Raw genomic sequence first — 22,421 nt, forward strand, 5'->3', positions numbered from 1 at the left:
CTACCTTGGGCCGCGGCGAGGCCATGAAGGGGCTTCCTTCTCAAAACCTCCTTGAATCAGCCCTTTCGCTCTCCTCGCCCTCGACGTCGGCCCCCCGGCACCTCCCCCGTGCCGGGGGGCCGTTGCCGTCGCAGGGCTCAGCCGATCACGACGAGCAGGTCGCCGCCCTCCACCTGCTGCACCTGGTTGATCGCCAGCCGGGACACGGTGCCGGCCTTCGCCGCGGTGATCGAGGCCTCCATCTTCATCGCCTCGATGGTGGCGACCGTGGCGCCCGCCTCGACCTGGTCGCCCTCGGCGACGGAGAGGGTGACCACGCCCGCGAAGGGTGCCGCGACATGGCCGGGGTCGGCGCGGTCGGCCTTCTCCGTGGCCGGGATGCCGGCCGAGGCGGCGGCGTCGCGGACCTGGATCGGCCGCAGCTGGCCGTTGAGTGTCGACATCACCGTGCGCAGGCCGCGCTCGTCGGCCTCGCCGATCGCCTCCAGGCCGATCAGCAGACGCACACCGGGCTCCAGGTCGACGGCGTACTCCTTGCCCGGGCGCAGGCCGTAGAAGAAGGCCTTGCTGTCGAGGATGCTGGTGTCGCCGTAGGAGTGGCGGTGCGTCTCGAACTCGCGGGTGGGGGCGGGGAAGAGGAGCCGGTTGAGAGTGGCGCGGCGGTCGTTCTCCAGGCCCTCGCGGTCCTCGGCGCTCAGCTCCGGCGCCGGCTTGGGCTCCGCGCGGCCCTTGAGGGCCTTGGTGCGGAACGGCTCGGGCCAGCCGCCGGGCGGGGTGCCCAGCTCGCCGCGCAGGAAGCCGATCACCGAGTCCGGGATGTCGAAGCGGTCCGGGCTCTCCTCGAACTCCTTGGGGTTCACCCCGGCGCCGACCAGGTGCAGGGCGAGGTCGCCGACGACCTTGGAGGACGGGGTGACCTTCACCAGGCGGCCCAGGATGCGGTCGGCGGCGGCGTACATCGCCTCGATGTCCTCGAAGCGGTCGCCGAGCCCGAGGGCGACGGCCTGGGTGCGCAGATTGGACAGCTGGCCGCCGGGGATCTCGTGGTCGTAGACGCGCCCGGTCGGAGAGGCGAGGCCCGCCTCGAAGGGGGCGTAGACCTTGCGGACGCTCTCCCAGTACGGCTCCAGGTCGCCGACCGCCTTCAGGTCGAGTCCGGTGGGCCGCTCGGAGTGGTCGGTGGCGGCGACGATCGCCGACAGCGACGGCTGCGAGGTGGTGCCCGCCATGGAGGCCACCGCCCCGTCGACCGCGTCGGCGCCCGCCTGGATCGCGGCGAGGTAGGTGGCGAGCTGGCCGCCCGCGGTGTCGTGGGTGTGGAGATGGACCGGCAGGTCGAACTCGCGGCGCAGCGCGGAGACGAGCTTCGCGGCGGCCGGGGCGCGCAGCAGGCCCGCCATGTCCTTGACGGCGAGGACGTGGGCGCCGGCGTCGACGATCTGCTCGGCGAGGCGCAGGTAGTAGTCGAGGGTGTAGAGCTGCTCGGCGGGGTCGCCGAGGTCGCCGGTGTAGCAGAGGGCGACCTCGGCGATCGCGGTGCCGGTCTCCCGGACCGCCTGGATGGCGGGGCGCATCTGGCCGACGTCGTTGAGGGCGTCGAAGATGCGGAAGATGTCGATGCCGGTGGCCGCGGCCTCCTGCACGAACGCGTCGGTGACCTCGGTCGGGTACGGGGTGTAGCCGACGGTGTTGCGGCCGCGCAGCAGCATCTGGAGGCAGATGTTGGGGACCGCCTCGCGCAGGGCGGCCAGCCGCTCCCAGGGGTCCTCGGCGAGGAAGCGCAGCGCGACGTCGTAGGTGGCGCCGCCCCAGCACTCCAGCGACAGCAGCCCGGGCAGGGTGCGGGCGACGACGGGGGCCACGGCGAGGAGGTCCTTGGTGCGCACGCGGGTGGCGAGCAGCGACTGGTGGGCGTCGCGGAAGGTGGTGTCGGTGACGCCGATGGTCGGCGATTCGCGCAGCCGGCGGGCGAAGCCCTCGGGACCCAGCTCGGTGAGCTTCTGCTTGGAGCCGGCGGGCGGCTCGCCGGCGGGCAGCGCGGGCAGCTTGGTCACCGGGTCGATCAGCTCGGGGCGCTCGCCGTGCGGCTTGTTGACGGTGACGTCGGCGAGGTAGGTGAGCAGCTTGGTGCCGCGGTCGGCGGAGTGCCGGGCGGTGAGCAGGTGCGGGCGCTGCTCGATGAACGACGTGGTGACGTTGCCGTTCTGGAAGTCCGGGTCGTCGAGGACGGCCTGGAGGAACGGGATGTTGGTGGCCACGCCGCGGATGCGGAACTCGGCGACCGCGCGCCGGGCCCGGTTGACGGCGGTGGTGAAGTCGCGGCCGCGGCAGGTCAGCTTGACCAGCATGGAGTCGAAGTGCGCGCTGATGTCGGTGCCGGCGTGGGTGGTGCCGCCGTCGAGGCGGATGCCGGAGCCGCCGGGCGAGCGGTAGGCGCTGATCCGGCCGGTGTCGGGGCGGAAGCCGTTGGCGGGGTCCTCGGTGGTGATACGGCATTGCAGGGCGGCGCCGCGCAGGGTGACCGTGTCCTGGGACAGGCCGAGGTCGGCGAGGGTCTGGCCGGCGGCGATGCGCATCTGGGACTGGACGAGGTCGACGTCGGTGACCTCCTCGGTGACCGTGTGCTCGACCTGGATGCGCGGGTTCATCTCGATGAAGACGTGCCGGCCCTGGCGGTCGAGGAGGAACTCGACGGTGCCGGCGTTGCGGTAGCCGATGTGCCGGGCGAACTTCACGGCGTCGTCGCAGATCCGCTCGCGCAGCGCCGGGTCGAGGTTGGGTGCGGGCGCGAGCTCGATGACCTTCTGGTGGCGGCGCTGCACCGAGCAGTCGCGTTCGAAGAGGTGGATGACGTCGCCCTCGCCGTCGGCGAGGATCTGCACCTCGATGTGGCGGGGCTCGACGACCGCCTGCTCCAGGAAGACCGTCGGGTCGCCGAACGCGGACGCGGCCTCGCGGGAGGCGGCCTCGATGGCCTCGCGCAGCTGGGCGGGGTCCTCGACGCGGCGCATGCCGCGCCCGCCGCCGCCGGCGACGGCCTTGACGAAGACGGGGAAGCCGATGTCGTCGGCGGCCCGCACGAGTTCGTCGACGTCGCCCGAGGGCTGCGAGGAGCCGAGGACGGGCACGCCGGCCTCGCGGGCGGCGGCCACGGCGCGGGCCTTGTTGCCGGTCAGTTCGAGGATCTGCGCGCTCGGGCCGACGAAGGTGATGCCCGCTTCCTCGCAGGCGCGGGCCAGCTCGGGGTTCTCGGACAGGAAGCCGTAACCGGGGTAGACGGCGTCGGCGCCGGCCAGCCGGGCGGCGCGGATGATCTCGTCGACGGAGAGGTAGGCGCGCACCGGATGCCCGGGTTCGCCGATCTCATAGGCTTCGTCGGCCTTGAGCCGGTGCAGGGAGTTGCGGTCTTCGTGCGGGAAGACGGCCACGGTGCGCGCGCCGAGTTCGTATCCGGCACGGAAGGCGCGAATCGCGATCTCGCCACGGTTGGCGACCAGTACCTTGCGGAGCATCCCCGATCCCTTCGGCCTGCGGGTGATTCCCCCCATGGTCGCGGCAACCGTCCCGGCCGGCCATGAGACGCGGGTCACCCTTCAGGCGACGGTCTCAGGATGCGACATCCCGCGCAACGGCGGGGCACCCCGGTGCTTGCCTGCCCGGCTCCCGCCCCCGCTGCCGGGCGGCGCGCCCGTCCGGCACGCAGCGGCCGGCCCGGTGGCCAGTCCGTCCGGCCGGCCCCGCAGCGGCTACCCCGGTGGCAGGCCCGTCTGGCCCTGCAGCCGTTCCAGGTCGGAGGAGCGGACCTGGATGGCGACGACGGCGATCAGCGCGGCGAGGGCGGTGAAGATCGCGGCGACGACGAACGCGGCGGACACGCCGGAGGTGAGGACCTCGTCGGAGAACGGCTTGGGCAGGACTCCGGTGCGCTGGAAGCGCAGCCGCTCCAGCGGGGTGGCCTGGGCGAGGAAGCGCGGGATCTGTTTCTGCGCCTCGTTCGTGCTGGCGGTGCCGAAGGTGGTGACCAGGATGGACAGGCCCAGGGAGCCGCCGACCTGCTGGGTGGCGTTCAGCAGTCCCGAGGCCGCGCCCGTCTCCCGGGGCGACACGTTGGACAGGGCCATCAGGGTCAGCGACACGAACTCCATGCCCATGCCGAGGCTGAAGACGAGCATCGGGCCGAGGATGCTGCCGGCGTAGGTGGAGTGCACGTCGGTCAGCGTCAGCCAGGCGAGGCCCGCCGCCGCGAGGACCGCGCCGGTCACCATGAACGGCTTGGGTCCGAAGCGTGGCAGGAACCGCGAGGCCAGCCCCGCGCCGACCGCGATGACCGCGCTGACCGGCAGGAAGGCGAGCCCGGCGCGCAGGGGGCTGAAGCCCAGCACGTCCTGCACGAACAGGGTGAGGAAGAAGAACATGCCGAAGATCGCCGCGGCCAGGCAGAGCATGATGCCGTAGGTGCCGGCGCGGTTGCGGTCGGCGAACATGTGCAGCGGTGTGATCGGCTGCTTGGAGCGCCGCTCGATCAGCACGAACAGTGCCAGGACGACGACCGCGGCGGCGAACGAGGCCAGAGTCAGCGCGTCCCGCCAGCCCTCCTGCGCGGCCCGGATGAACCCGTAGACGAGCAGCACCATGCCCGCGGTGGAGGTCAGCGCCCCGGCGATGTCGAAGTGGCCGGGATGGCGTTCGGACTCCCGGATGAAGCGGGGTGTGGCGAGGACGATGAGCAGGCCGATGGGCACGTTGACGAACAGCACCCAGCGCCAGTTCAGCCACTCCACGAGGATGCCGCCCATGAGCAGTCCGATCGCGCCGCCGCCGGCGGAGACCGCGGCGAACACGCCGAAGGCCCGGTTGCGCTCCGGTCCCTCCTTGAAGGTGGTGCTGACCAGCGACAGCGCGGTCGGGGAGGCGATCGCCCCGCCGACGCCCTGCAACGCGCGGGCGGCGAGCAGTTCGCCGGGGTTCTGCGCGAGGCCGCCGAGCAGGGAGGCGACGGCGAACAGGGCGACGCCGAACATGAAGACGCGCCGTCTGCCGAGGATGTCGCCGGTGCGGCCGCCGAGGAGCAGCAGACCGCCGAAGGTGAGGGTGTAGGCGTTGACCACCCAGGCGAGGCTGGTGGTGGAGAAGGCGAGCGCGCTCTGGATGTGCGGCAGGGCGATGTTCACGATGGTGATGTCGAGGACCACCATCAGCTGGCAGGAGGCGATGACCAGCAGGGCCATCGCGTTCCCGCCGCCGCCCCGCCGGTCGGTGGCGGGCTGCGTCGCGGAGATCGGTTGTGGACTGGTGCTCATAGGGCTGCCCCAGGGTGCCGGGTCCGTCGTCGACGCTACGCCCGCCGGTGCGCGGTCACCACTCGGCCGGACGGGTCGCGTCAGGTGGTGACAGCGGCGGTACGCAGGGTGTTCCCGGGTGCCGGTCCGGGCACCGGCACGCTGAGCACATGGGGCTGCCGGGCGGGCAGGTCGACGCAGAGGCCGGCGTCGGCCGGTTCGTCGCCTTCGCGGTCGTACGACTACCGGGTGAGCAGGTCCGTCCGTCGGCGGCGGGTGCCCCGCGGGTCCTCGTCGGGCGGCTCGGCGGGCCGGGCGACGGTGTCCCATGCCTCGCCGGGCACGTCGCCCGGGGTGACCGGGCGGCCGTACCGCTCGGTCAACTCGCCCAGCCGCACCAGGGTGTTGATCTCGTGCACGACCGTCATGCGAGCGGCTCCCCGGGGCGGGCCGTCAGCCGGTGTCCCCCGTGCGGTGGGCCTGGACCGCGGCACGGCTCGTGGCCAGGTGGTTCAGCACCAGGGACTCGACCCGGCTGACGTCCCGGTCGGCGATGGCCTGGTAGAGGGTCTCGTGTTCCTGCGCGATGCCGAGGAGGTCGTCGTGCCGGCCCAGCAGCCAGCGCACCCGGCTGCGCATCACGCGTTCCAGCTCGCTCAGCAGGTCGTTGGCGGCCAGCCAGATCACCGTCTGGTGGAAGTCGGCCGCGGCGCGGCGCGCCCCCACGGCGTCACCCGCGCGAGCCGCGCGCAGTTCCCGGTCGAGGTCGGCGCGCAGCCGCTGCAGCCCTTCGCGGGTGTGGCGCTGCGCGGCCAGGCGGAAGGCCAGGGTCTCCAGGGCGCCGCGCACCTCGTCGAGGTCGGCCAGGTCGGACGGGGTGAACTCGCGGACCACCGCCCAGCTGCGCGGCCGCGGCGTGACCAGGCCCTCGGCGACGAGCGTCTTGAGGGCGTCGCGGACGGGCAGCCGGCTGACCCCCAGGGACTCGGCGAGCTCACGTTCGACCAGCCGGCTGCCCGGCTTGCGCACCCCGTCGAGGATCTCGTCCCGCAGCTGCCCGGTCACGCGCTCCGACTCGGGCGTGAACCCTTCTGACCCCGTCATGGTCGTCCTTCTCTCGTCACGTCCCCGGCGGCCGGCCGGCGCTGTGCGGGTGCCGGCGGGCCGTGGGACCAGGCCACAGTGACCTTAGCCGGTTACGAGGACGGGCCGAGCGGGGGTCAGCACGCCTTGGGCGGCCAGTTGGCGATGAGCTTGGGCCGCGGGCGGGCGTAGGTGCGCACCTTTGATGTGCTCAGGCCCAGGCGGACCAGTGACTCGGCGACGGTGACGGCCGCCGCCACCCCGTCGACGACGGGAACCCCCGTGCGTTCCACGACGCGCTCGGCGAGGCCGGCCATGCCGCCGCAGCCCAGGCAGATCACCTCCGCCCGGTCGTGTGCGACGGCGTACGCGGCCTGCTCGACGATGGCGTCCACGGCCGCCTTCTCGTCCTCCTCCAGATCCAGCACGGCGAGCCCGCTGGCCCGCACGGACGCGCAGCGCGCGCTCAGTCCGGCGGCGTGCAGACGCTCCTCGATGAGCGGGACGGTGCGGTCGAGGGTGGTGACGACGGAGTAGCTGCGGCCGAGGAACTGGGCGGTGCTCGCGGCCGCCTCGGTGATGTCGACGACGGGCACGTCGAGCAGCTCCTGCAGTCCCTCGCGGCCGTGCTCGCCGTATCCCGCCTGGATGACGGCGTCGTAGGGCCCCTCGTAGGCGAGCACCGTCTCCATCACGGCGATGGCGGCGAGGTAGCTCTCGTAGTTGCCCTCGACGGACTCCGCGCCGAACGCCGGGGTCAGCGGGACGATCTCGGTGCCGGGTGAGGCCGCGGCGGCGGCCGTGCGGCCGATGGCGTCGGTGAGGGACTGCGTGGTGTTGACGTTGACGACGAGGATGCGCATGGGTCGGCTTTCTCGGTGGTGTGGCCGGTTCGCTCGGCGGGGACGGCTCACTCGGCGGCGACGGCGATGGCCTCGCCGTCGACGTCCCGGACGAGGGCGGAGCGGTCGGAGACGACGGTGTACACGGCGGCGGCCAGGAGCGCGCCGATGAACCACGAGAACCCGGCCGCGGCGTGGAAGAAGGGCACCAGCGCGACGGTGACGGCGATCGCGGCGCTCGGCAGGAAGGCGGCGACGGCGCGCGGGTTGTAGCCCCGCCGGTAGTGGTAGTCGCCGCCGGCGTCCTCGCTGTACAGGTGGGGCACGTTCACCCGGGAGCGGCGCAGCAGCCAGTAGTCGGCCATGACGACACCGAAGAGGGGGCCGAGGAGGGCGCCCAGGCCGCCGAGGAAGTAGTTGACGACGATCGGGCTGTTGTAGAGGTTCCAGGGCGTGATGATCAGACCGAGGACCGCGCTGACCAGGCCGGCCTTGCGGAAGTTCAGGCTGCGCGGGAACAGGTTGACCAGGGCGTAGATCGGTGCGACGAAGTTGGCCAGCAGGTTGACGGCGACGGTGAGGGCGATCAGCGCGAGGGAGGCAACGGCCAGCAGGGCCATGTTCGGGATGGTCCGCACGATGTCCGTCGGGCTGGTGATGATGTGCCCGTCGAGCTTGAACTGGGCTCCGCTGAGGATGGAGACGATCGCCGCGAAGAAGAGCATGTTCACCGGGATGCCGATGACGTTGCCGCGCACGATGGCGCCGCGGCTGCGGGCGGAGCGGGTGAAGTCGCAGAAGTTCAGCACGAACGTGCCGTAGATGACGACCCACAGCGCGGCGGCCTGGAGGACCTGGAGCCACATCGCGCCGCCGGTGAGCGGGTCGCCGTCGGAGAGCGAGATCGATCCGCCGGCGCGGAAGAACATCCAGGCGGCGAGGGCGCACATGGTGATCAGGGTGGTGGGCGCCGCGAACGCCATGTAACGGCGGATCATCTGCATGCCGTAGCTGACGATGAGGACCTGAAGGCCCCACAGCGCCAGGAAGGTGATCCAGCCGAGGGTGGACTGGCCGAGCAGGGAGTCGCCGTCCAGCCGGGCGAGACCGGGGAACATCGCGACGAGCAGGGTGCTGAGGACGGACGAGGCGAGGTAGGTCTGGATGCCGAACCAGGCGATGGCGACCAGTCCGCGCACCCCGGCCGGGATCTTCGCGCCGTGGATGCCGAAGGCGATGCGGCTCATGACCGGGAAGGGCACGCCGGTCTTGTGTCCCATGAAGCCGGAGAGGGTGAGCAGCAGGAACAGCAGCAGGGAGGCCAGCGCGAAGGCGGCCAGGATGCCCCACACGTTCAGGCCGAGCGCGAACAGCCCTAGGGCGAAGGCGTAGTTTCCGAGGCTGTGCACGTCGTTGGCCCACAGGGTGAAGACGTTGTAGGCGCCCCAGCGGCGCCCTTCCTTCTTCGTGGGGGCGAGATCGTACGTGTAGAGACCAGGGCTGGGAGTGCTGCTGGTCTCCACGTCCGACCGGTTGTCCAGCGCAGTCATACGGGACTCCGGGAGGGGGAGGGCGGGAACTTTCAGAGGTTTCCACAAAGTGGAAGGTAACTTCCGCGCCAATGAACGTAGTTTTCGCCGAAGACCACCGTCAAGGGGTGAGGAGCAACTCGCGCCAATCCGGTTATTCTCGACCAAAAAGGGCAGCGCGAAGCGCCCCTGCGGGAGACCCCGCACGGGACGATTCGCGCTGCGGAAAGGTGCCTTGACGTACCGTCAGACCGGTCGGGCCGCGCGGACGACGCGCGCCGGGCGGGTGAGGAGCGACAGGTCGGCCAGCGGGTCACCGGCCAGCAGAACGGCGTCGCCGGCGAAGCCGGGGGCCAGCCGGCCGACAGCTCCCTCGAGCCCCAGCAGCCGGGCCGCGTTCGTCGTCGCCGTGCGGATGGCGTCCAGGGGCGCCAGACCCGCGCGGTGCATCAGTACGACCTCGCCGCCGACGGGGTCGACCGCACCGCCGGAGGAGTCGGTGCCGGCGGCCAGCGGGACACCGAGCGCGTGCGCGGTCCGTACGGCCTCCTTCAGCACCGGCAGGAACGTGCGGCCCCGCTCGTCGAGCACCGGGTCCGGGTCGCCCACCATGCCCGCGATGGCGGTGAGGGTGGGCGTGAAGTACGTCCCGCGCCGTGCCATGTCGTGCAGTGTGCGTTCGGCCACGAACACCCCGTGCTCCAGCGAGCGGATGCCGGCGCGGACCGCGTCGTCGCAGCCCTTGGCGCTGTAGCTGTGGCACAGCACTCCCCGGCCGCCGCGCCGTGCGGCCGCGACGACCTCGGCGAGCTGCTCGTAGGAGTAGACCTGGGTGAGCGGGTCCTGTTCGGGCAGTCCGGCGCGCTCGTTGACCCGGGTCTTGATCACGTCGGCGCCGCGAGCGAGGTTGACCTCGACGACGCGCCGCAGCGCCTCGGCGGACCGCACGCCGTCCTTCAGCGCGGTCAGGGGCGCCAGTTCGGGGTCGGCGAGCACCGACTCGCCGAGGTCGGGGGTGACGAAGACACCCGCGGCGGTGAGCCGCGGCGCCCGGGTGGGCAGCCGGCGGGCGAGTTCGCGGACGGCGATGTCCTGGAAGAAGGTGGTGGAGCCGCTGCGGGCACTGGTGGCGCCGTGCGTGAGCGCCGTGCGCGCCTCGGCGACGGTCTGGAGGTGGATGTGGGCGTCGACCAGGCCGGGCAGCACCCAGTGACCGTGCGCGTCGAGCTGCGGCAGTCCGGCGGGGACGGACCCCGTGCCGCGGCGCCCTGCCCACCGCACCCTGCCGCCGCGGATCACGACGACGGCGTCCTCGGTGACCTCACCGGTGGCCGGGTCCAGCAGGGTGCCGCCCTCGATGACCAGGTCACCGGACGCGTCGGGTTCGGGCCGGTCCGCCGGGCGGGCGGCCGCCCCGGGCGCCGGACCGGCGAGGACGGCGGCCGTCCCGGCGAGTGCCGCGGCGCCCGCGAGGACACCTCGCCGGGTCAGCCGGCTGGGGGGCGGGGGGACGGACTCCAGACACATGGGTGGCTCCTGAGACCTGGGCGGGCGTTCAGCAGGTCCCCGTTTTGTATACCAAAATTCGGCCACGCCACAAGGGTTCTTGCCTCACAGGACAGGCGCGGTCCGGATTTTGGTATCCAATTTTTCAGGCCGCTGCGAGCACCTCCTCCGCACGTGCCGAGCACCGCCCGTCGCCGTGACCAGCGCTTCCGTCGCAACGACGAGCGCCTTCCGTCAGTGCGCGGGGCGCGTCAGCGTGGCCGTGAACTTGTAGCGGGAGCCGCGGTACACCGAGCGGACCCACTCCACCGGCCTGCCCTCCGCGTCACGGGAGTGACGGGACAGCAGCAGCATGGGCAGGCCGACGTCCGTACCGAGCAGCCCGGCCTCGCGCGGGGTCGCGAGCGAGGTCTCGATCGTCTCGTCGGCCTCCGCGAGCCGCACGCCGTACTGCTCGGCGAGGGCCGTGTACAGGGAGGTGTACTTCGCCAGGTTGCGGCGCAGCCCCGGGAAGCGGCGGTCCGGCAGATGGGTCGCCTCGATCGCCATCGGCTCGCCGCTCGCCAGCCTCAGCCGCTCCACCCGCAGCACGCGTTCACCGGTCGCGACGTCGAGCAGCCCGGCCAGCTCGACGCCGGCGCTGACATAGCCGATGTCCAGCACCCGGGAGGCCGGGCGCATGCCCTGGGCCTCCATGTCCTCGGTGTAGGAGGTCAGATCCAGCGTCCGGGACACCTTGGGGCGGGCGACGAACGTGCCCTTGCCCTGGACCCGGTCCAGCCTTCCCTCGCCGACCAGCTCCTGGAGGGCCTTGCGGACGGTGGTGCGGGACGTGCGGAAGTCCAGGGCGAGCAGGCGCTCCGCCGGCATGGGCGCGCCGGGCGGCCGCACCTCGGCCATCTCCAGCAGCCGCTTCTTGATCCGGTAGTACTTGGGCACCCGTGCGACGCCTCCGGGCCCGCCCCGTCGCTCCCCCTGGGCACTGCTGACGTCGGTACTCATGACCCGCCTTCCCGGCTCCGGTGCCCGATACGGCCGACGGCAGCGGGCCGCTCGGCGGTTCTCCGTTATAGCGAGGGATCCGGACTTGGTCTAGTCCAACCCTCGAGCACCGCAGTGTGATGCGGCCGGTGACGTTCCGGTCACGACGGACATCACCTCCTTGAACCCCCCTTGACAGCCCCATAGGTCTAGGCCAAGCTCGCGGTGCTGGTCTACACCATTGGGGCCAGGTTCCCCAGCCCACCGTGCAGGAGCGCCGTTTTCCGCAGGTCACCGCCGAGGGCGTGGGTGAGAGGTATTCCTTAGGAGGGGTGGCGTGAAGCGCAAGCTGGTTGCCGCGATCGGTATCGCGGGCATGATGATGTCCATCGCGGCGTGCGGGGGCGACAGCGACGACGGCAAGGACACCGGGCAGGACAGCTCCAAGGGCCAGACGCTGGTCGTGTGGACGATGGACGGCTCGGCCCCGGCCCAGTGGACCAAGGACGTGCAGGCGGCGTTCGAGGCGAAGACCGGCGCCAAGGTCAAGTTCGAGATCCAGAAGTGGGACGGGATCCAGCAGAAGATCACCACCGCTCTGTCGGAGTCCAACCCGCCGGACGTGATCGAGGTCGGCAACACCCAGACCCCGGCCTACGCCGCCACCGGCGGTCTCGCCGAACTCGGCGACCTGAAGCAGGAGATCGGCGCCGACTGGACTCCGTCCGTGTCCGCCTCCTCCGTGTATGAGGGCAAGCAGTACGCCGCCCCCTGGTACTTCGCGAACCGCATCGTCATCTACAACAAGAAGATCTGGGCGCAGGCCGGCATCAAGGACACGCCCAAGACGCGGGACGAGTTCTTCAAGGACCTGGAGACCATCGGCAAGAAGACCGACGCCGAGCCGATCTACATGCCCGGCCAGAACTGGTACTTCCTCGACGGCCTGATCATCGGTCAGGGCGCCGATCTGGTGAAGAAGGACGGCGACAAGTACGTCTCCAACCTCGGCGACCCGAAGGTCTCCGCGGCCATGGAGATCTACAAGAAGTACGCCTCCTACTCCAAGGCCCCCAAGGACAAGGACGAGGCCACCCCGCAGCAGGCCGAGGTGTTCGCCAAGGGCAAGACCGGGGCGTTCATCGGCATGGGCTGGGAGGCCGGCACCGCGGTCACGGCCAACAAGGCCATCGAGAAGGACCTCGGCTACTTCACCATCCCCGGCGCCAGTGCGGGCAAGCCCGAGAGCGTCTTCCTCGGCGGCTCCAACTTCGCGGTCGCCGCGGGCAGCAAGAAGCAGTCGCTGGCCAAGGAGTTCCTGAAGGTCGCCCTGTCGGACAAGTTCGAGGGCGAGCTGGCCAAGCTCAACGGCATCGTGCCGAACAAGCAGTCCCTGGAGAGCAACCTGCAGGGCAACGCCGTCGCCGAGGCCGCAGCGCCGGCCGCCGCGGCCGGTGGCACCACGCCGCTGATCCCGGAGTGGGCGGCGGTGGAGAACACCCCGAACCCGATCAAGAGCTACATGACGGCGGTGCTGAACGGCAAGGCGCCCGCGGACGCGGCCAAGGACGTCGAGTCCGAGATCAACAAGCGTCTGGGACAGAAGAACTGACGGACGGTGACGGGGGCGGCCACCGCGCCGCCCCCGGCTCCGCTTGTGTTGCTCGTACGGCCACGGAAGAGACGGCAAGCCATGCCAGTGCAGACCGAAGGCACGGACACGGCCGGGGGGCCCGGTGTCCGCAAGGTCCAGGCTCCCTCGCCCCCGCGCGACGGGGCACGCACCACCACCGCACCCGCACGCGGCCGGCGGAAGGCCGCCCCCTATCTGCTCCTGCTGCCCGCGCTGCTCGCCACCCTGATCCTGCTCGGCGTGCCCCTGGTCAAGAACGGCATGCTGTCGTTCCAGAACCTCAACCCGCGCCAGCTGATCCTCCACCTGACCGAGTGGAACGGCATCGACAACTACCGGGACGTGCTGACCGGTTCGGACTTCTGGCGGGTCGTCAAACGCTCGGTCCTGTTCACGCTCGCCAACGTCGCACTGATCATGCTGCTGGGCACCCTGACCGGCCTGCTGCTCGCCCGGCTCGGCAGGAAGATGCGGCTGCTCCTCCTGCTCGGCCTGGTGCTCGCCTGGGCGATGCCCGTCATCGCCGCGACCACCGTCTACCAGTGGCTGTTCGCCCAGCGCTTCGGTGTCGTCAACTGGGTGCTGGACAAGCTCGGCTGGCACAGCATGGCCGACTACAACTGGCTCGGCACGCAGTTCTCGACGTTCTCCGTGATCACGCTGCTGATCGTGTGGCAGTCCATCCCGTTCGTGGCGATCAACCTCTACGCCGCCACGACCACCATCCCGCGCGAACTGTACGAGGCGGCCTCCCTGGACGGCGCCGGCTCCTGGAAGAGCTTCACCTCGGTGACGTTCCCCTTCCTGCGGCCCTTCCTCTACTCCACGACCTTCCTCGAGGTCATCTGGGTCTTCAAGGCGTTCCCGCAGGTCTTCGCGATGAACGAGGGCGGCCCCGACCGGCTCACCGAGACCCTGCCGGTCTACGCGTTCGTCGAGGGCGTCGGCAACCAGCACTTCGGCATGGGCGCCGCCATCTCGTTCCTGACCGTCCTGGTCCTGCTCGCCCTCACCTCGTACTACCTGCGCATGGTGCTCAAGCAAGAGGAGGACGAGCTGTGAAGCGCTCGATCTTCGGCCGGATCTGGCCCAACGCGACCGCCGTCATCCTCTTCGTGGCCTTCGCGTTCCCCGTCTACTGGATGTTCGCCACGGCCCTGAAGCCGACCGGCGACATCATCGCCGAGGACCCGGTGTGGTTCCCCACCGACATCACGTTCGCGCACTTCGACAAGGCGGTGCACGCCGACCACTTCTGGACGCTGGTGCGCAACTCCGTCACCGTGACTGTGCTCGCGGTGCTGATGTCGCTGGTCATCGCCCTGTTCGCGTCGTTCGCCCTTGCGCGGATGCGGTTCAAGGGGCGCGGGGTGTTCGTCGTGACCTTCATGCTGGCCCAGATGGCGCCCTGGGAAGTCATGATCATCGCCAACTACATGCTGGTCCGTGACAGCGACATGCTCGACAGCCTCGTGCCGCTCACCGTCTTCTACATGATGATGGTGCTGCCGTTCACGATCCTGACGCTGCGCGGCTATGTCGCCGCCGTACCGAAGGAGCTGGAGGAGTCCGCGATGGTCGACGGCTGCACCCGCGCCCAGGCCTTCGTCAAGGTGATCTTCCCGCTCCTCGCCCCCGGCCTGATGGCCACCTCGCTGTTCGGCTTCATCACCGCCTGGAACGAGTTCCCGCTGGTCCTGATCCTCAACAAGAGCATCGAGAAGCAGACGCTCCCGCTGTGGATCTCCCAGTTCCGTACCGCCTTCGGTGACGACTGGGGCGCCACGATGGCCGCCTCGACCCTGTTCGCCCTCCCGATCCTGGTCCTCTTCGTCTTCCTGCAGCGCAAGGCCGTCAGCGGCCTCACCGACGGCGCCGTGAAGGGATAACGCCCGATGACGACATTCACCAGCACCGCGTCCGGCAGCGGTTCCGCCGCGGGCGACGCCCTCACCCGGGACGCGCTCGCCGTGCTGCAACCGGGCTTCGCCGGCACCAGCGCGCCGGACTGGGTGCGCCGCCGGCTCGGCGAGGGCCTGGTCTCCGTCGGCCTGTTCGGCCGTAACGTCACGACCGCCGAGCAGGTCCGCGAGCTGACCGCGCAGCTGCGGGCGGAGCGCGACGACGTGCTGGTCGCGATCGACGAGGAGAGCGGCGACGTCACCCGTCTGGAGGTGCACACCGGCTCCTCCTTCCCCGGCAACAACGCCCTCGGCGCGGTCGACGACACCGAACTGACCCGGCGCGTGGCCCGCGAGCTCGGCCGCCGGCTCGCCGCGTGCGGGGTCACCTTCAACTGGGCGCCGTCCGCCGACGTCAACGCCAACCCCGACAACCCGGTGATCGGCGTGCGCTCCTTCGGCGCCGACCCCGACCTGGTGTCCCGGCACACCGCGGCCTACGTCGAGGGCCTGCAGTCGGTGGGCGTCGCGGCGTGCACCAAGCACTTCCCCGGCCACGGCGACACCGGTGTCGACTCACACCTCGCCCTGCCGCGCATCGACGTCGGCGCGGACACGCTGCACGCCCGGGAACTGGCGCCCTTCCGGGCGGCGATCGCGGCAGGCACGCGCGCGGTGATGAGCGCCCACATCCTGGTGCCCGCCCTGGACCCGGAGCACCCGGCCACCCTCTCCCGGCCGATCCTGACCGACCTGCTGCGCGGCGAACTCGGCTACCGGGGCCTGATCGTCACCGACGGCATGGAGATGCGCGCCATCTCGGGGACGTACGGCATCGAGCGGGGCACCGTCCTGGCTCTCGCGGCGGGCGCGGACGCGATCTGCGTCGGGGGCGGGCTGTGCGACGAGGACATCGTGCTGCGGCTGCGGGACGCGCTGGTCGCCGCCGTCCGCTCCGGCGAGCTGCCCGAGGAGCGGCTGGCCGACGCGGCCGCCCGGGTGCGGGAGCTGGCCGGGTGGACCGCGAAGGCGGCCCGCGAGACGGATCCGGGCGAGGCGTCCGACGCGGAGATCGGACTCAGCGCCGCCCGCCGCGCGGTGACCGTGACGCGGGGTGCGGCCGATGCGGGCCCGGTGACCGAGCCGGTGTACGTGGCGACGTTCAGCCCGACGCCCAACATCGCCGTCGGCGACGAGACACCGTGGGGTGTGGGCGCCGAGCTGGCCCGCCTGCTGCCCGGCACCGCGACCGGTGTGTTCACCGGTGACGGCGCCGGCGAGGCGGCGCTCGCCGCGGCGCGGGGCCGGCGGCCGGTGGCCGTGGTGCGCGACGAGCACCGGCACGCGTGGATGGGGTCCGCCCTGGACACCCTGCTCGCCGCCCGCCCCGACACGATCGTGGTCGAGATGGGCGTCGCCCAGGCGGCCCCGCGCGGCGCCGTGCACCTCGCCACCCACGGCGCGGCCCGGGTGTGCGCGATCGCGGCGGCGGAACGGATCACCGGGGCCTGACCGGCCGCCCGCGAACGGAACAGGGCGGGGGCGGGCGGCAACGGCCCCCGTCCCCGCCCCGACAGCACGGCCGTACGGCGGCGGAGCGCTCAGGCCGCCGCCGTACGGCCGTCCGACGCGCTCACCGGGGGCAACCGCTCGTCCGGCGCGCCCGTTCGGCTCGTTCGGTCGTCGGGCGCGCCCGTTCGGCCCGTTCGGTGGTCCGGCGCGCTCGCCGGAGACGGCCGGTCGTCCGGCGCGCTCGCCTGAGACGGCCGGCCGTCCGGCGCGCTCGTGCGGTGGATCGGTGCGTCGGTCGCCGTCAGCGGTACCCCCGTGCCGCCGCGGCGCGCGGCGACGATCTCCGCGGCGATGGACAGCGCGGTCTCCTCGGGCGTACGGGCGCCGAGGTCGAGGCCGATCGGGGAACGCAGCCGGGCCAGTTCCCGGTCGCCCAACCCGGCCTCCCGCAGCCGCCGTTCGCGGTCGTCGTGGGTTCGGCGCGAGCCCATCGCACCGACGAACGCGACCGGCATCCGCAACGCCACGGTCAGCAGAGGTACGTCGAACCGGGCGTCGTGGGTGAGCACGCACAGCACCGTACGCGGATCGGTGCGGGTGGACTGCAGATAGCGGTGCGGCCAGTCGACGACGACCTCGTCGGCATCGGGGAACCGGGCCGCGGTGGCGAAGACCGGGCGGGCGTCGCACACGGTGACGTGATAGCCGAGGAACTTGCCGACCCTGACCAGGGCGGCGGCGAAGTCGACCGCACCGAAGACGATCATCCGGGGCGGCGGCACGGTCGACTCGACGAGCAGGGTGAGCCCGCCCGGGCAGTGCGTCCCGTCCTCGGCGAGCTCGACGGTGCCGGTCCGGCCGGCCTCCAGCAGGGCGTGGGCCTGCGCGGCCGCCGTACGGTCCAGTTCCGGGTGGCCGCCGAGGGTGCCGCGGGCCGTGCCGTCGCCGTGGACCAGCAGGGCGTGGCCGAGCAGGTCGGCCGGGCCGCGGGCGACCCGGGCCAGGGCGACCGGCTCACCGCGTCCGGCGGCGGCGAGCGCCGGTCCCAGCGCCGCCCGGTCCGCGTCCCGCGCGCGGACCGGTGTGACCAGGACGTCGATCACGCCGCCACAGGTCAGCCCGACGGCGAAGGCGTCCTCGTCGTCGTATCCGAAGCGTTCGAGGACGCTTCGGCCGTCGGCCAGCGCCTGCACGCACAGCTCGTACACCGCGCCTTCGACACAGCCACCGGAGACCGACCCGATCACGGTGCCGTCGCCGTCGACCGCCAGCGCCGCGCCGGGGCCGCGCGGGGCGCTGCCGCCCACGGCGACGACCGTGGCGACGGCGAAGTCGCGGCCCTCCTCGGCCCAGCGGTGCAGCTCGGCGGCGATGTCAAGCACGCGACCCCTCTCCCTGGATGACCTGGATGACGCGGTCGGGCCGGATCGGCAGATGGCGCTGGCGCACGCCGGTGGCGTGCCAGACGGCGTTGGCGACCGCGGCCGCCGCTCCGACGATGCCGATCTCGCCGACGCCGCGGATGCCGACGGGGTCGTCGGGGTCGACGTCCTCGATCCAGTCGGCCTCGACCAGGGGAACGTCGGCGTGGGTGGCGACGTGGTAGCCGGCGAGGTCCGCGCCGACGACCCCGCCCGAGGCCCGGTCGCGGGCGGCCTCCTCGTGCAGGGCCATGGACAGGCCCCAGATCATGCCGCCGACGAGCTGGTTGCGCGCGGTGAGCGGATTGACGATCCGGCCGGCGGAGAAGATGCCGAGCATGCGCCGCACGCGCACCTCGCCCGTGGTGACGTCCACGGCGACCTCGGCGAACTGGGCGCCGAAGGAGTGCCGTTCGCTCGGTGTGAGGGCGCCGACGGCGTCGGTGGTGTCGGCGCGCGCGGTGATGCCCTCCGGCGGGACGCCGGTGCCGAGGGCGAGCCGTTCGCGCAGTTCGGCGGCCGCCGCGGTGACCGCCCACGCCCAGGAGCGGGTGCCCATGGACCCGCCGGCGATCCACGCCCGCCCGAGGTCGCTGTCGCCGATGAGCACCCTCACCCGGTCCGGCGTCGCCTCGAGGGCGTCGGCGGCGATCAGGGTCAGTGCCGTGCGGGCGCCGGTGCCGATGTCGGCGGCGTTGATCCGCACGGTGAAGGTGCCGTCGGCCTCGGCGGTCACGGCCGCCGTGGAGGGGGCGGACCCGGCCGGGAAGGAGGCGGCCGCCGTGCCGGTGCCGAGCAGCCAGCGTCCCTCGCGGCGCAGGCCGGGGCGCGGGTCGCGGTCGGCCCAGCCGAACCGGCGGGCGCCTTCCTCGAAGCAGGCGATCAGGTGGCGGCTCGCGAACGGCAGCCCGGACACGGGTCCGGCCTCGGGTTCGTTGCGCACCCGCAACTCGACAGGATCGAGGCCGAGTTGTTCGGCGAGCTCGTCGAACGCCGACTCCAGGGCGAACGAGCCGGGTGCCTCGCCGGGCGCGCGCATCCAGGTCGGGGTCGGCACGTCGAGCCGTACGATCCGGTTGGCCGTGTGGTGGGCGTCGGCGTCGTACATCACCCGGGACGGTCCGGCGCCGGGCTCGACGAACTCGTGCACCGTCGAGGTGACGCTGAGGCAGCTGTGCTCCAGGGCGCGCAGCCGCCCGTCCGGGCCGGCGCCGAGCCGGACCCGCTGCCGGGTCGGGCTGCGGTAGCCGGCCAGCGAGAACATCTGACGCCTGGTCAGGACGACGCGTACGGGACGGTGGAGGGCGGTGGCGGCGAGCGCGGCGGCCACCTGGTGGGCGCGCACCCCCTTGCTGCCGAAGCCGCCGCCGACATGCTCGGAGCGGACGTGCACCGAGGCGGGGTCGAGGGAGAAGAGCAGCGCGAGTTCGTGCGCGACCCACATGGTGCCCTGGTTGGAGTCGACGATCTCGAGCCGGCCACCGTCCCAGTGCGCGGTCGCCGCGTGCGGCTCCATCATCGCGTGGTGCTCTTCGGGGGTGGTGTACTCGGCGTCCACGACCGCCTCGGAGGCGGCGAGTTCGGCGGCGAGGTCGCCCTTCTCGGCGGGCGTGTGGGCCTGCGGGCCGTAGGCGTCGGCGCCCGCGTGCGTGAAATCGACGTCGTGCGGCTGCTGTTCGTAGTGCACGACGAGTGCTTCGGCGGCTTCCCTGGCCTGCTCGGAGGTCTCGGCGACGACGAGCGCGACCGGCCAGCCCAGATGGGGCACACGGTCGTGCTGGAAGAGCGCGGACGTGCGGTCCGGAGTGCCGAGCAGGCCGGTGTACTCGGTGTCCAGGCGCGCGGCGTTGCCGTGGTGCAGGACGGTGAGCACGCCGGGCATCGCCAGCACGGGGCCGGTGTCGATCGAGGTGATACGGCCCCGCGCGACGGACGAGGTGACCAGCCAGCCGTGGGCGAGGTCGGCGAAGGGGATCTCGCCGGCGTAGCGGGCCGCGCCGGTGACCTTGGCGCGGCCCTCGACGCGGGTGTGGGCGGTGCCGACGGACCGCGGGGTGGTGGCGGGGGTGGTCGTGGTCATCGGGCGGTCTCCTCGGCGAGTTCGGCGAGCACCGCCACCACGAGGTTGCGCATGAGGGTCACCTTGTATCCGTTGTCGGGCAGCGGAGCGGCCGCGGCCAGTTCGGCGTCGGCGGCCGCGGCGAAGGCGTCGGGGCCGGCGGGAGCGTCGATCAGCGCGCGTTCGGCGGTGCGGGCCCGCCAGGGCCGGGGGGCGACGGCGCCGAGGGCGATGCGTACGTCGTGCACGACGCCGTCGCGGACGTCGAGCGCGGCGGCGATCGAACCGATCGCGAAGGCGTACGAGGCCCGTTCACGCACCTTGCGGTAGCGGGAGTGGGCGGCGACCGGCGCGGGCGGCAGGGTGACGGCGGTGATCAGCGCGCCGGGAGGCAGCGCGGTCTCGCGGTGCGGGGTGTCGCCGACGGGCAGGTAGAGGTCGGCGAGCGGGATCTCGCCCGGTCCGTCGGCGGTGGTGTAGGACACGACGGCGTCGAAGGCGGCCAGGGCCACGGCCATGTCCGAGGGGTGGACGGCGACGCAGTGCTCGGAGGCGCCCAGGACGGCGTGGTTGCGGTGCTCACCGGTGCGGGCGGGACAGCCGCTGCCGGGAAGGCGCTTGTTGCACGGCTGGGTGACGTCGGTGAAGTAGGCGCAGCGGGTGCGCTGGAGGAGGTTCCCGCCGACCGTCGCCATGTTGCGCAGCTGCCCGGAGGCGCCGGCCAGCACGGCCTGGGCGAGGGCCGGGTAGCGGCTGCGCACCTCGGGGTGGGCGGCGAGGTCGCTGTTGGTGACGGTGGCGCCGATGCGCAGGCCGCCTCCGGGCGTCGACTCGACGTCGTCCAGAGGGAGTTCGCGGATGTCGACGAGACGGCCGGGGCGTTCGACGCCGGTCTTCATCAGGTCGACGAGATTGGTACCGCCGCCGAGGTAGCGGGCGTCGGGGTCGGTGCCGAGCAGGGCGACGGCGCCGGCGACGTCCGCGGCGCGCTGGTAGCCGAACTCCTTCATGCCGCCGCCTCCTCGTCACCGGTGGACTGCTCCCGGTCACCTGTGGACTGTTCCTGCGCGGCGCGGGTGATCGCCTGGACGATGGAGACGTAGGCCGCGCAGCGGCACAGGTTGCCGCTCATCCGCTCGCGGATCTCCTCGGGCGTGAGCGGTGGCGGTCCCGCTTCGGGCCGTATGTCGCCGGTGGCGGCACTGGGCCAGCCGCGGGCGTGCTCGTCGATCATCGCGACGGCGGAGCAGATCTGGCCGGGGGTGCAGTAGCCGCACTGGTAGCCGTCGAGGTCGAGGAAGGCCTGCTGGACGGGGTGCAGGTGCTCGCCGTCGGCCAGCCCCTCGATCGTGGTGATCTCCCGGCCCTGGGCCGCCACCGCGAGCTGCAGGCAGGCCACGGTGCGCCGCCCGTCGACCAGGACGGTGCAGGCGCCGCACTGTCCCTGGTCGCAGCCCTTCTTCGTGCCGGTGAGATCCAGGCGCTCGCGCAGGGCGTCGAGCAGGGTGGTGCGGTGATCGACGGACAGCGTGTGCTTCTCGCCGTTGATGTGCAGGGTGACGTCGCTGTGGGTGGGCGACGGGGCTGTGGCCATGGTCGAGCCTTCTTTCACGAAGAGCAGGCGGGGGCCTCACCGGGGAGGGGGCACAGTCCTTCCCGGGAAGCGGTTTCCGTGGAGGCGATTTCCGTGAGAAGCGGTTTCCGAGAGGTGGCGCGGGAGCGTCGGAGCGGGTCGCGAGCGGCGGCGGGAGGGCGGTCGACGGAGCGGGCTGAGGAGACGTCGGTGCAGGCAGGCGCTATGGTGACGGTGGCGCTAACCGGACAGCTGTCCACTAGACCATCCGAACCTAACGGACAGCTGTCCGCTTAGCAAGGCCGGGTTCGCGCCCCGGACCCGTGAGGAGGACCAGTGCAGCCGAACAAGGAGGCGCCCGGCGCGCCCCGCCGCTCCGACGCCCAGCGCAACCGCGAGCGCATCCTGCAGGTCGCCCTGGCCGAACTCACCCGCGACGCCGACGCCCCGTTGAGCCGGATCGCCAAGGAGGCGGGCGTCGGACAGGGCACCTTCTACCGCAACTTCCCGAGCCGGGAGGCGCTCGTCCTGGAGGTCTACCGGCACGAGATGCGGCAGGTCGCCGACAGCGCGGACGAGCTGCTGCGCGACCATGCCCCGGAGCGGGCGCTGCGCGTCTGGATGGACCGTCTGGCCCGGTTCGCGATGACCAAGGCGGGCCTCGCGGACGCCCTGCGCCAGGCCGCCGGCGCGCCGGGCGCCCCGCAGAAGCCGGCTCCCACCGCCCTGGCCGAGGCGGCCGAGCGCCTGCTGCGCGCCGGCGAGCGGGCCGGCACCATCCGCCCCGGGGTGAGCTCGGACGACTTCCTGCTCGCCATCGCCGGGCTGTGGCAGGTGGGGCCCGACGAGGACGGCCGGGCCCGCGCCGCCCGCCTGCTGGACCTCGTCATGGACGGACTGCGTTCCGGGGCTCCCGGGACATCTGTGCTAGGCTGAATGCGTTGCAGTTTTGGTACCCATGACTTTGTGCGCGCCTGACGGTCTGTGACCTTCAGGCGCGTTGTGTTGCCGGGGTCTCTCCGGTGTCCGGATTTCTCCGGATGGGGTCATTGCGGCGACCGGGTCCTCCGCACGGTGCGGGGGCGCCCGTCACACCCCATGC

General features: G+C 72.3%; 17 protein-coding genes. 5 read left to right on the forward strand and 12 right to left on the reverse strand.

What is annotated here, in order from left to right; translation table 11 throughout:
* Nucleotides 1–137 precede the first annotated feature (137 nt).
* From AB0E88_RS08765 to AB0E88_RS08800, 8 genes are all read right to left on the reverse strand, one after another.
* Nucleotides 138–3,512, reverse strand: coding sequence for a pyruvate carboxylase (locus AB0E88_RS08765; RefSeq protein WP_361626095.1), 3,375 nt, complete (start codon nt 3,510–3,512; stop codon nt 138–140).
* A 234-nt stretch (nt 3,513–3,746) separates the two neighbouring features.
* On the reverse strand, nt 3,747–5,300 hold the full coding sequence (locus tag AB0E88_RS08770; RefSeq protein WP_361626098.1) for an MFS transporter: 1,554 nt from the start codon (nt 5,298–5,300) through the stop codon (nt 3,747–3,749).
* 221 nt (nt 5,301–5,521) lie between these two features.
* Complete coding sequence (locus AB0E88_RS08775) at nt 5,522–5,707, reverse strand: hypothetical protein (protein WP_361626101.1); 186 nt, start codon at nt 5,705–5,707, stop codon at nt 5,522–5,524.
* A 25-nt stretch (nt 5,708–5,732) separates the two neighbouring features.
* Nucleotides 5,733–6,383: a GntR family transcriptional regulator gene (locus AB0E88_RS08780; protein ID WP_361626104.1), complete on the reverse strand. Its 651-nt coding sequence runs from the start codon at nt 6,381–6,383 to the stop codon at nt 5,733–5,735.
* Nucleotides 6,384–6,499: 116 nt separating this feature from the next.
* Nucleotides 6,500–7,225 carry an aspartate/glutamate racemase family protein gene (locus tag AB0E88_RS08785; RefSeq protein WP_361626107.1) on the reverse strand — a complete coding sequence of 242 codons (726 nt, stop codon included), beginning with the start codon at nt 7,223–7,225 and terminating at the stop codon, nt 6,500–6,502.
* Nucleotides 7,226–7,272: 47 nt separating this feature from the next.
* Nucleotides 7,273–8,754: an NCS1 family nucleobase:cation symporter-1 gene (locus tag AB0E88_RS08790; RefSeq protein WP_361626110.1), complete on the reverse strand. Its 1,482-nt coding sequence runs from the start codon at nt 8,752–8,754 to the stop codon at nt 7,273–7,275.
* A 225-nt stretch (nt 8,755–8,979) separates the two neighbouring features.
* Nucleotides 8,980–10,260: an amidohydrolase family protein gene (locus tag AB0E88_RS08795; RefSeq protein WP_361626113.1), complete on the reverse strand. Its 1,281-nt coding sequence runs from the start codon at nt 10,258–10,260 to the stop codon at nt 8,980–8,982.
* A 213-nt stretch (nt 10,261–10,473) separates the two neighbouring features.
* The gene (locus AB0E88_RS08800; RefSeq protein WP_361626115.1) at nt 10,474–11,241 is read right to left on the reverse strand and encodes a GntR family transcriptional regulator; all 768 of its coding nucleotides are present in this window, start codon (nt 11,239–11,241) and stop codon (nt 10,474–10,476) included.
* Nucleotides 11,242–11,557: 316 nt separating this feature from the next.
* Here AB0E88_RS08800 and AB0E88_RS08805 point away from each other — a divergent pair, with 316 nt between their 5' ends.
* The 4 genes from AB0E88_RS08805 to AB0E88_RS08820 all read left to right on the forward strand — a co-directional run bounded on the left by AB0E88_RS08805 (nt 11,558) and on the right by AB0E88_RS08820 (nt 16,266).
* A complete protein-coding gene (locus AB0E88_RS08805) occupies nt 11,558–12,832 on the forward strand; it encodes an extracellular solute-binding protein (RefSeq protein ID WP_361626118.1) in 1,275 nt (424 codons plus the stop codon).
* An 87-nt stretch (nt 12,833–12,919) separates the two neighbouring features.
* Nucleotides 12,920–13,915 carry a sugar ABC transporter permease gene (locus tag AB0E88_RS08810; RefSeq protein ID WP_361626725.1) on the forward strand — a complete coding sequence of 332 codons (996 nt, stop codon included), beginning with the start codon at nt 12,920–12,922 and terminating at the stop codon, nt 13,913–13,915.
* A complete protein-coding gene (locus AB0E88_RS08815) occupies nt 13,912–14,742 on the forward strand; it encodes a carbohydrate ABC transporter permease (protein WP_361626121.1) in 831 nt (276 codons plus the stop codon). The genes AB0E88_RS08810 and AB0E88_RS08815 overlap by 4 nt, the downstream gene beginning before the upstream one ends.
* Before the next feature lie 6 nt (nt 14,743–14,748).
* A complete protein-coding gene (locus AB0E88_RS08820; protein ID WP_361626124.1) occupies nt 14,749–16,266 on the forward strand; it encodes a glycoside hydrolase family 3 protein in 1,518 nt (505 codons plus the stop codon).
* A gap of 89 nt (nt 16,267–16,355) precedes the next feature.
* Here the strand turns inward: AB0E88_RS08820 and AB0E88_RS08825 are convergent, their stop codons facing one another.
* Genes AB0E88_RS08825 through AB0E88_RS08840 form a run of 4 tightly spaced genes read right to left on the reverse strand, consistent with a single transcriptional unit; the run spans nt 16,356 to nt 21,340 of the window.
* Nucleotides 16,356–17,648: an XdhC/CoxI family protein gene (locus tag AB0E88_RS08825; RefSeq protein ID WP_361626127.1), complete on the reverse strand. Its 1,293-nt coding sequence runs from the start codon at nt 17,646–17,648 to the stop codon at nt 16,356–16,358.
* The gene (locus tag AB0E88_RS08830) at nt 17,641–19,767 is read right to left on the reverse strand and encodes a xanthine dehydrogenase family protein molybdopterin-binding subunit (RefSeq protein WP_361626130.1); all 2,127 of its coding nucleotides are present in this window, start codon (nt 19,765–19,767) and stop codon (nt 17,641–17,643) included. The genes AB0E88_RS08825 and AB0E88_RS08830 overlap by 8 nt, the downstream gene beginning before the upstream one ends.
* On the reverse strand, nt 19,764–20,756 hold the full coding sequence (locus AB0E88_RS08835; RefSeq protein WP_361626133.1) for a xanthine dehydrogenase family protein subunit M: 993 nt from the start codon (nt 20,754–20,756) through the stop codon (nt 19,764–19,766). Before AB0E88_RS08835 ends, AB0E88_RS08830 begins: the two co-directional genes overlap by 4 nt.
* Complete coding sequence (locus tag AB0E88_RS08840) at nt 20,753–21,340, reverse strand: 2Fe-2S iron-sulfur cluster-binding protein (RefSeq protein WP_361626136.1); 588 nt, start codon at nt 21,338–21,340, stop codon at nt 20,753–20,755. Before AB0E88_RS08840 ends, AB0E88_RS08835 begins: the two co-directional genes overlap by 4 nt.
* Nucleotides 21,341–21,655: 315 nt before the next feature.
* On the opposite strand from AB0E88_RS08840, the gene AB0E88_RS08845 reads away from it, so the two are divergent.
* Entirely contained in the window at nt 21,656–22,255 is a 600-nt protein-coding gene (locus tag AB0E88_RS08845) for a TetR/AcrR family transcriptional regulator (RefSeq protein ID WP_361626139.1), read from the forward strand.
* The last annotated feature ends 166 nt before the right edge of the window (nt 22,256–22,421 follow it).

The organism is Streptomyces sp. NPDC028635, assembly GCF_040637635.1.
Classification (GTDB): domain Bacteria; phylum Actinomycetota; class Actinomycetes; order Streptomycetales; family Streptomycetaceae; genus Streptomyces.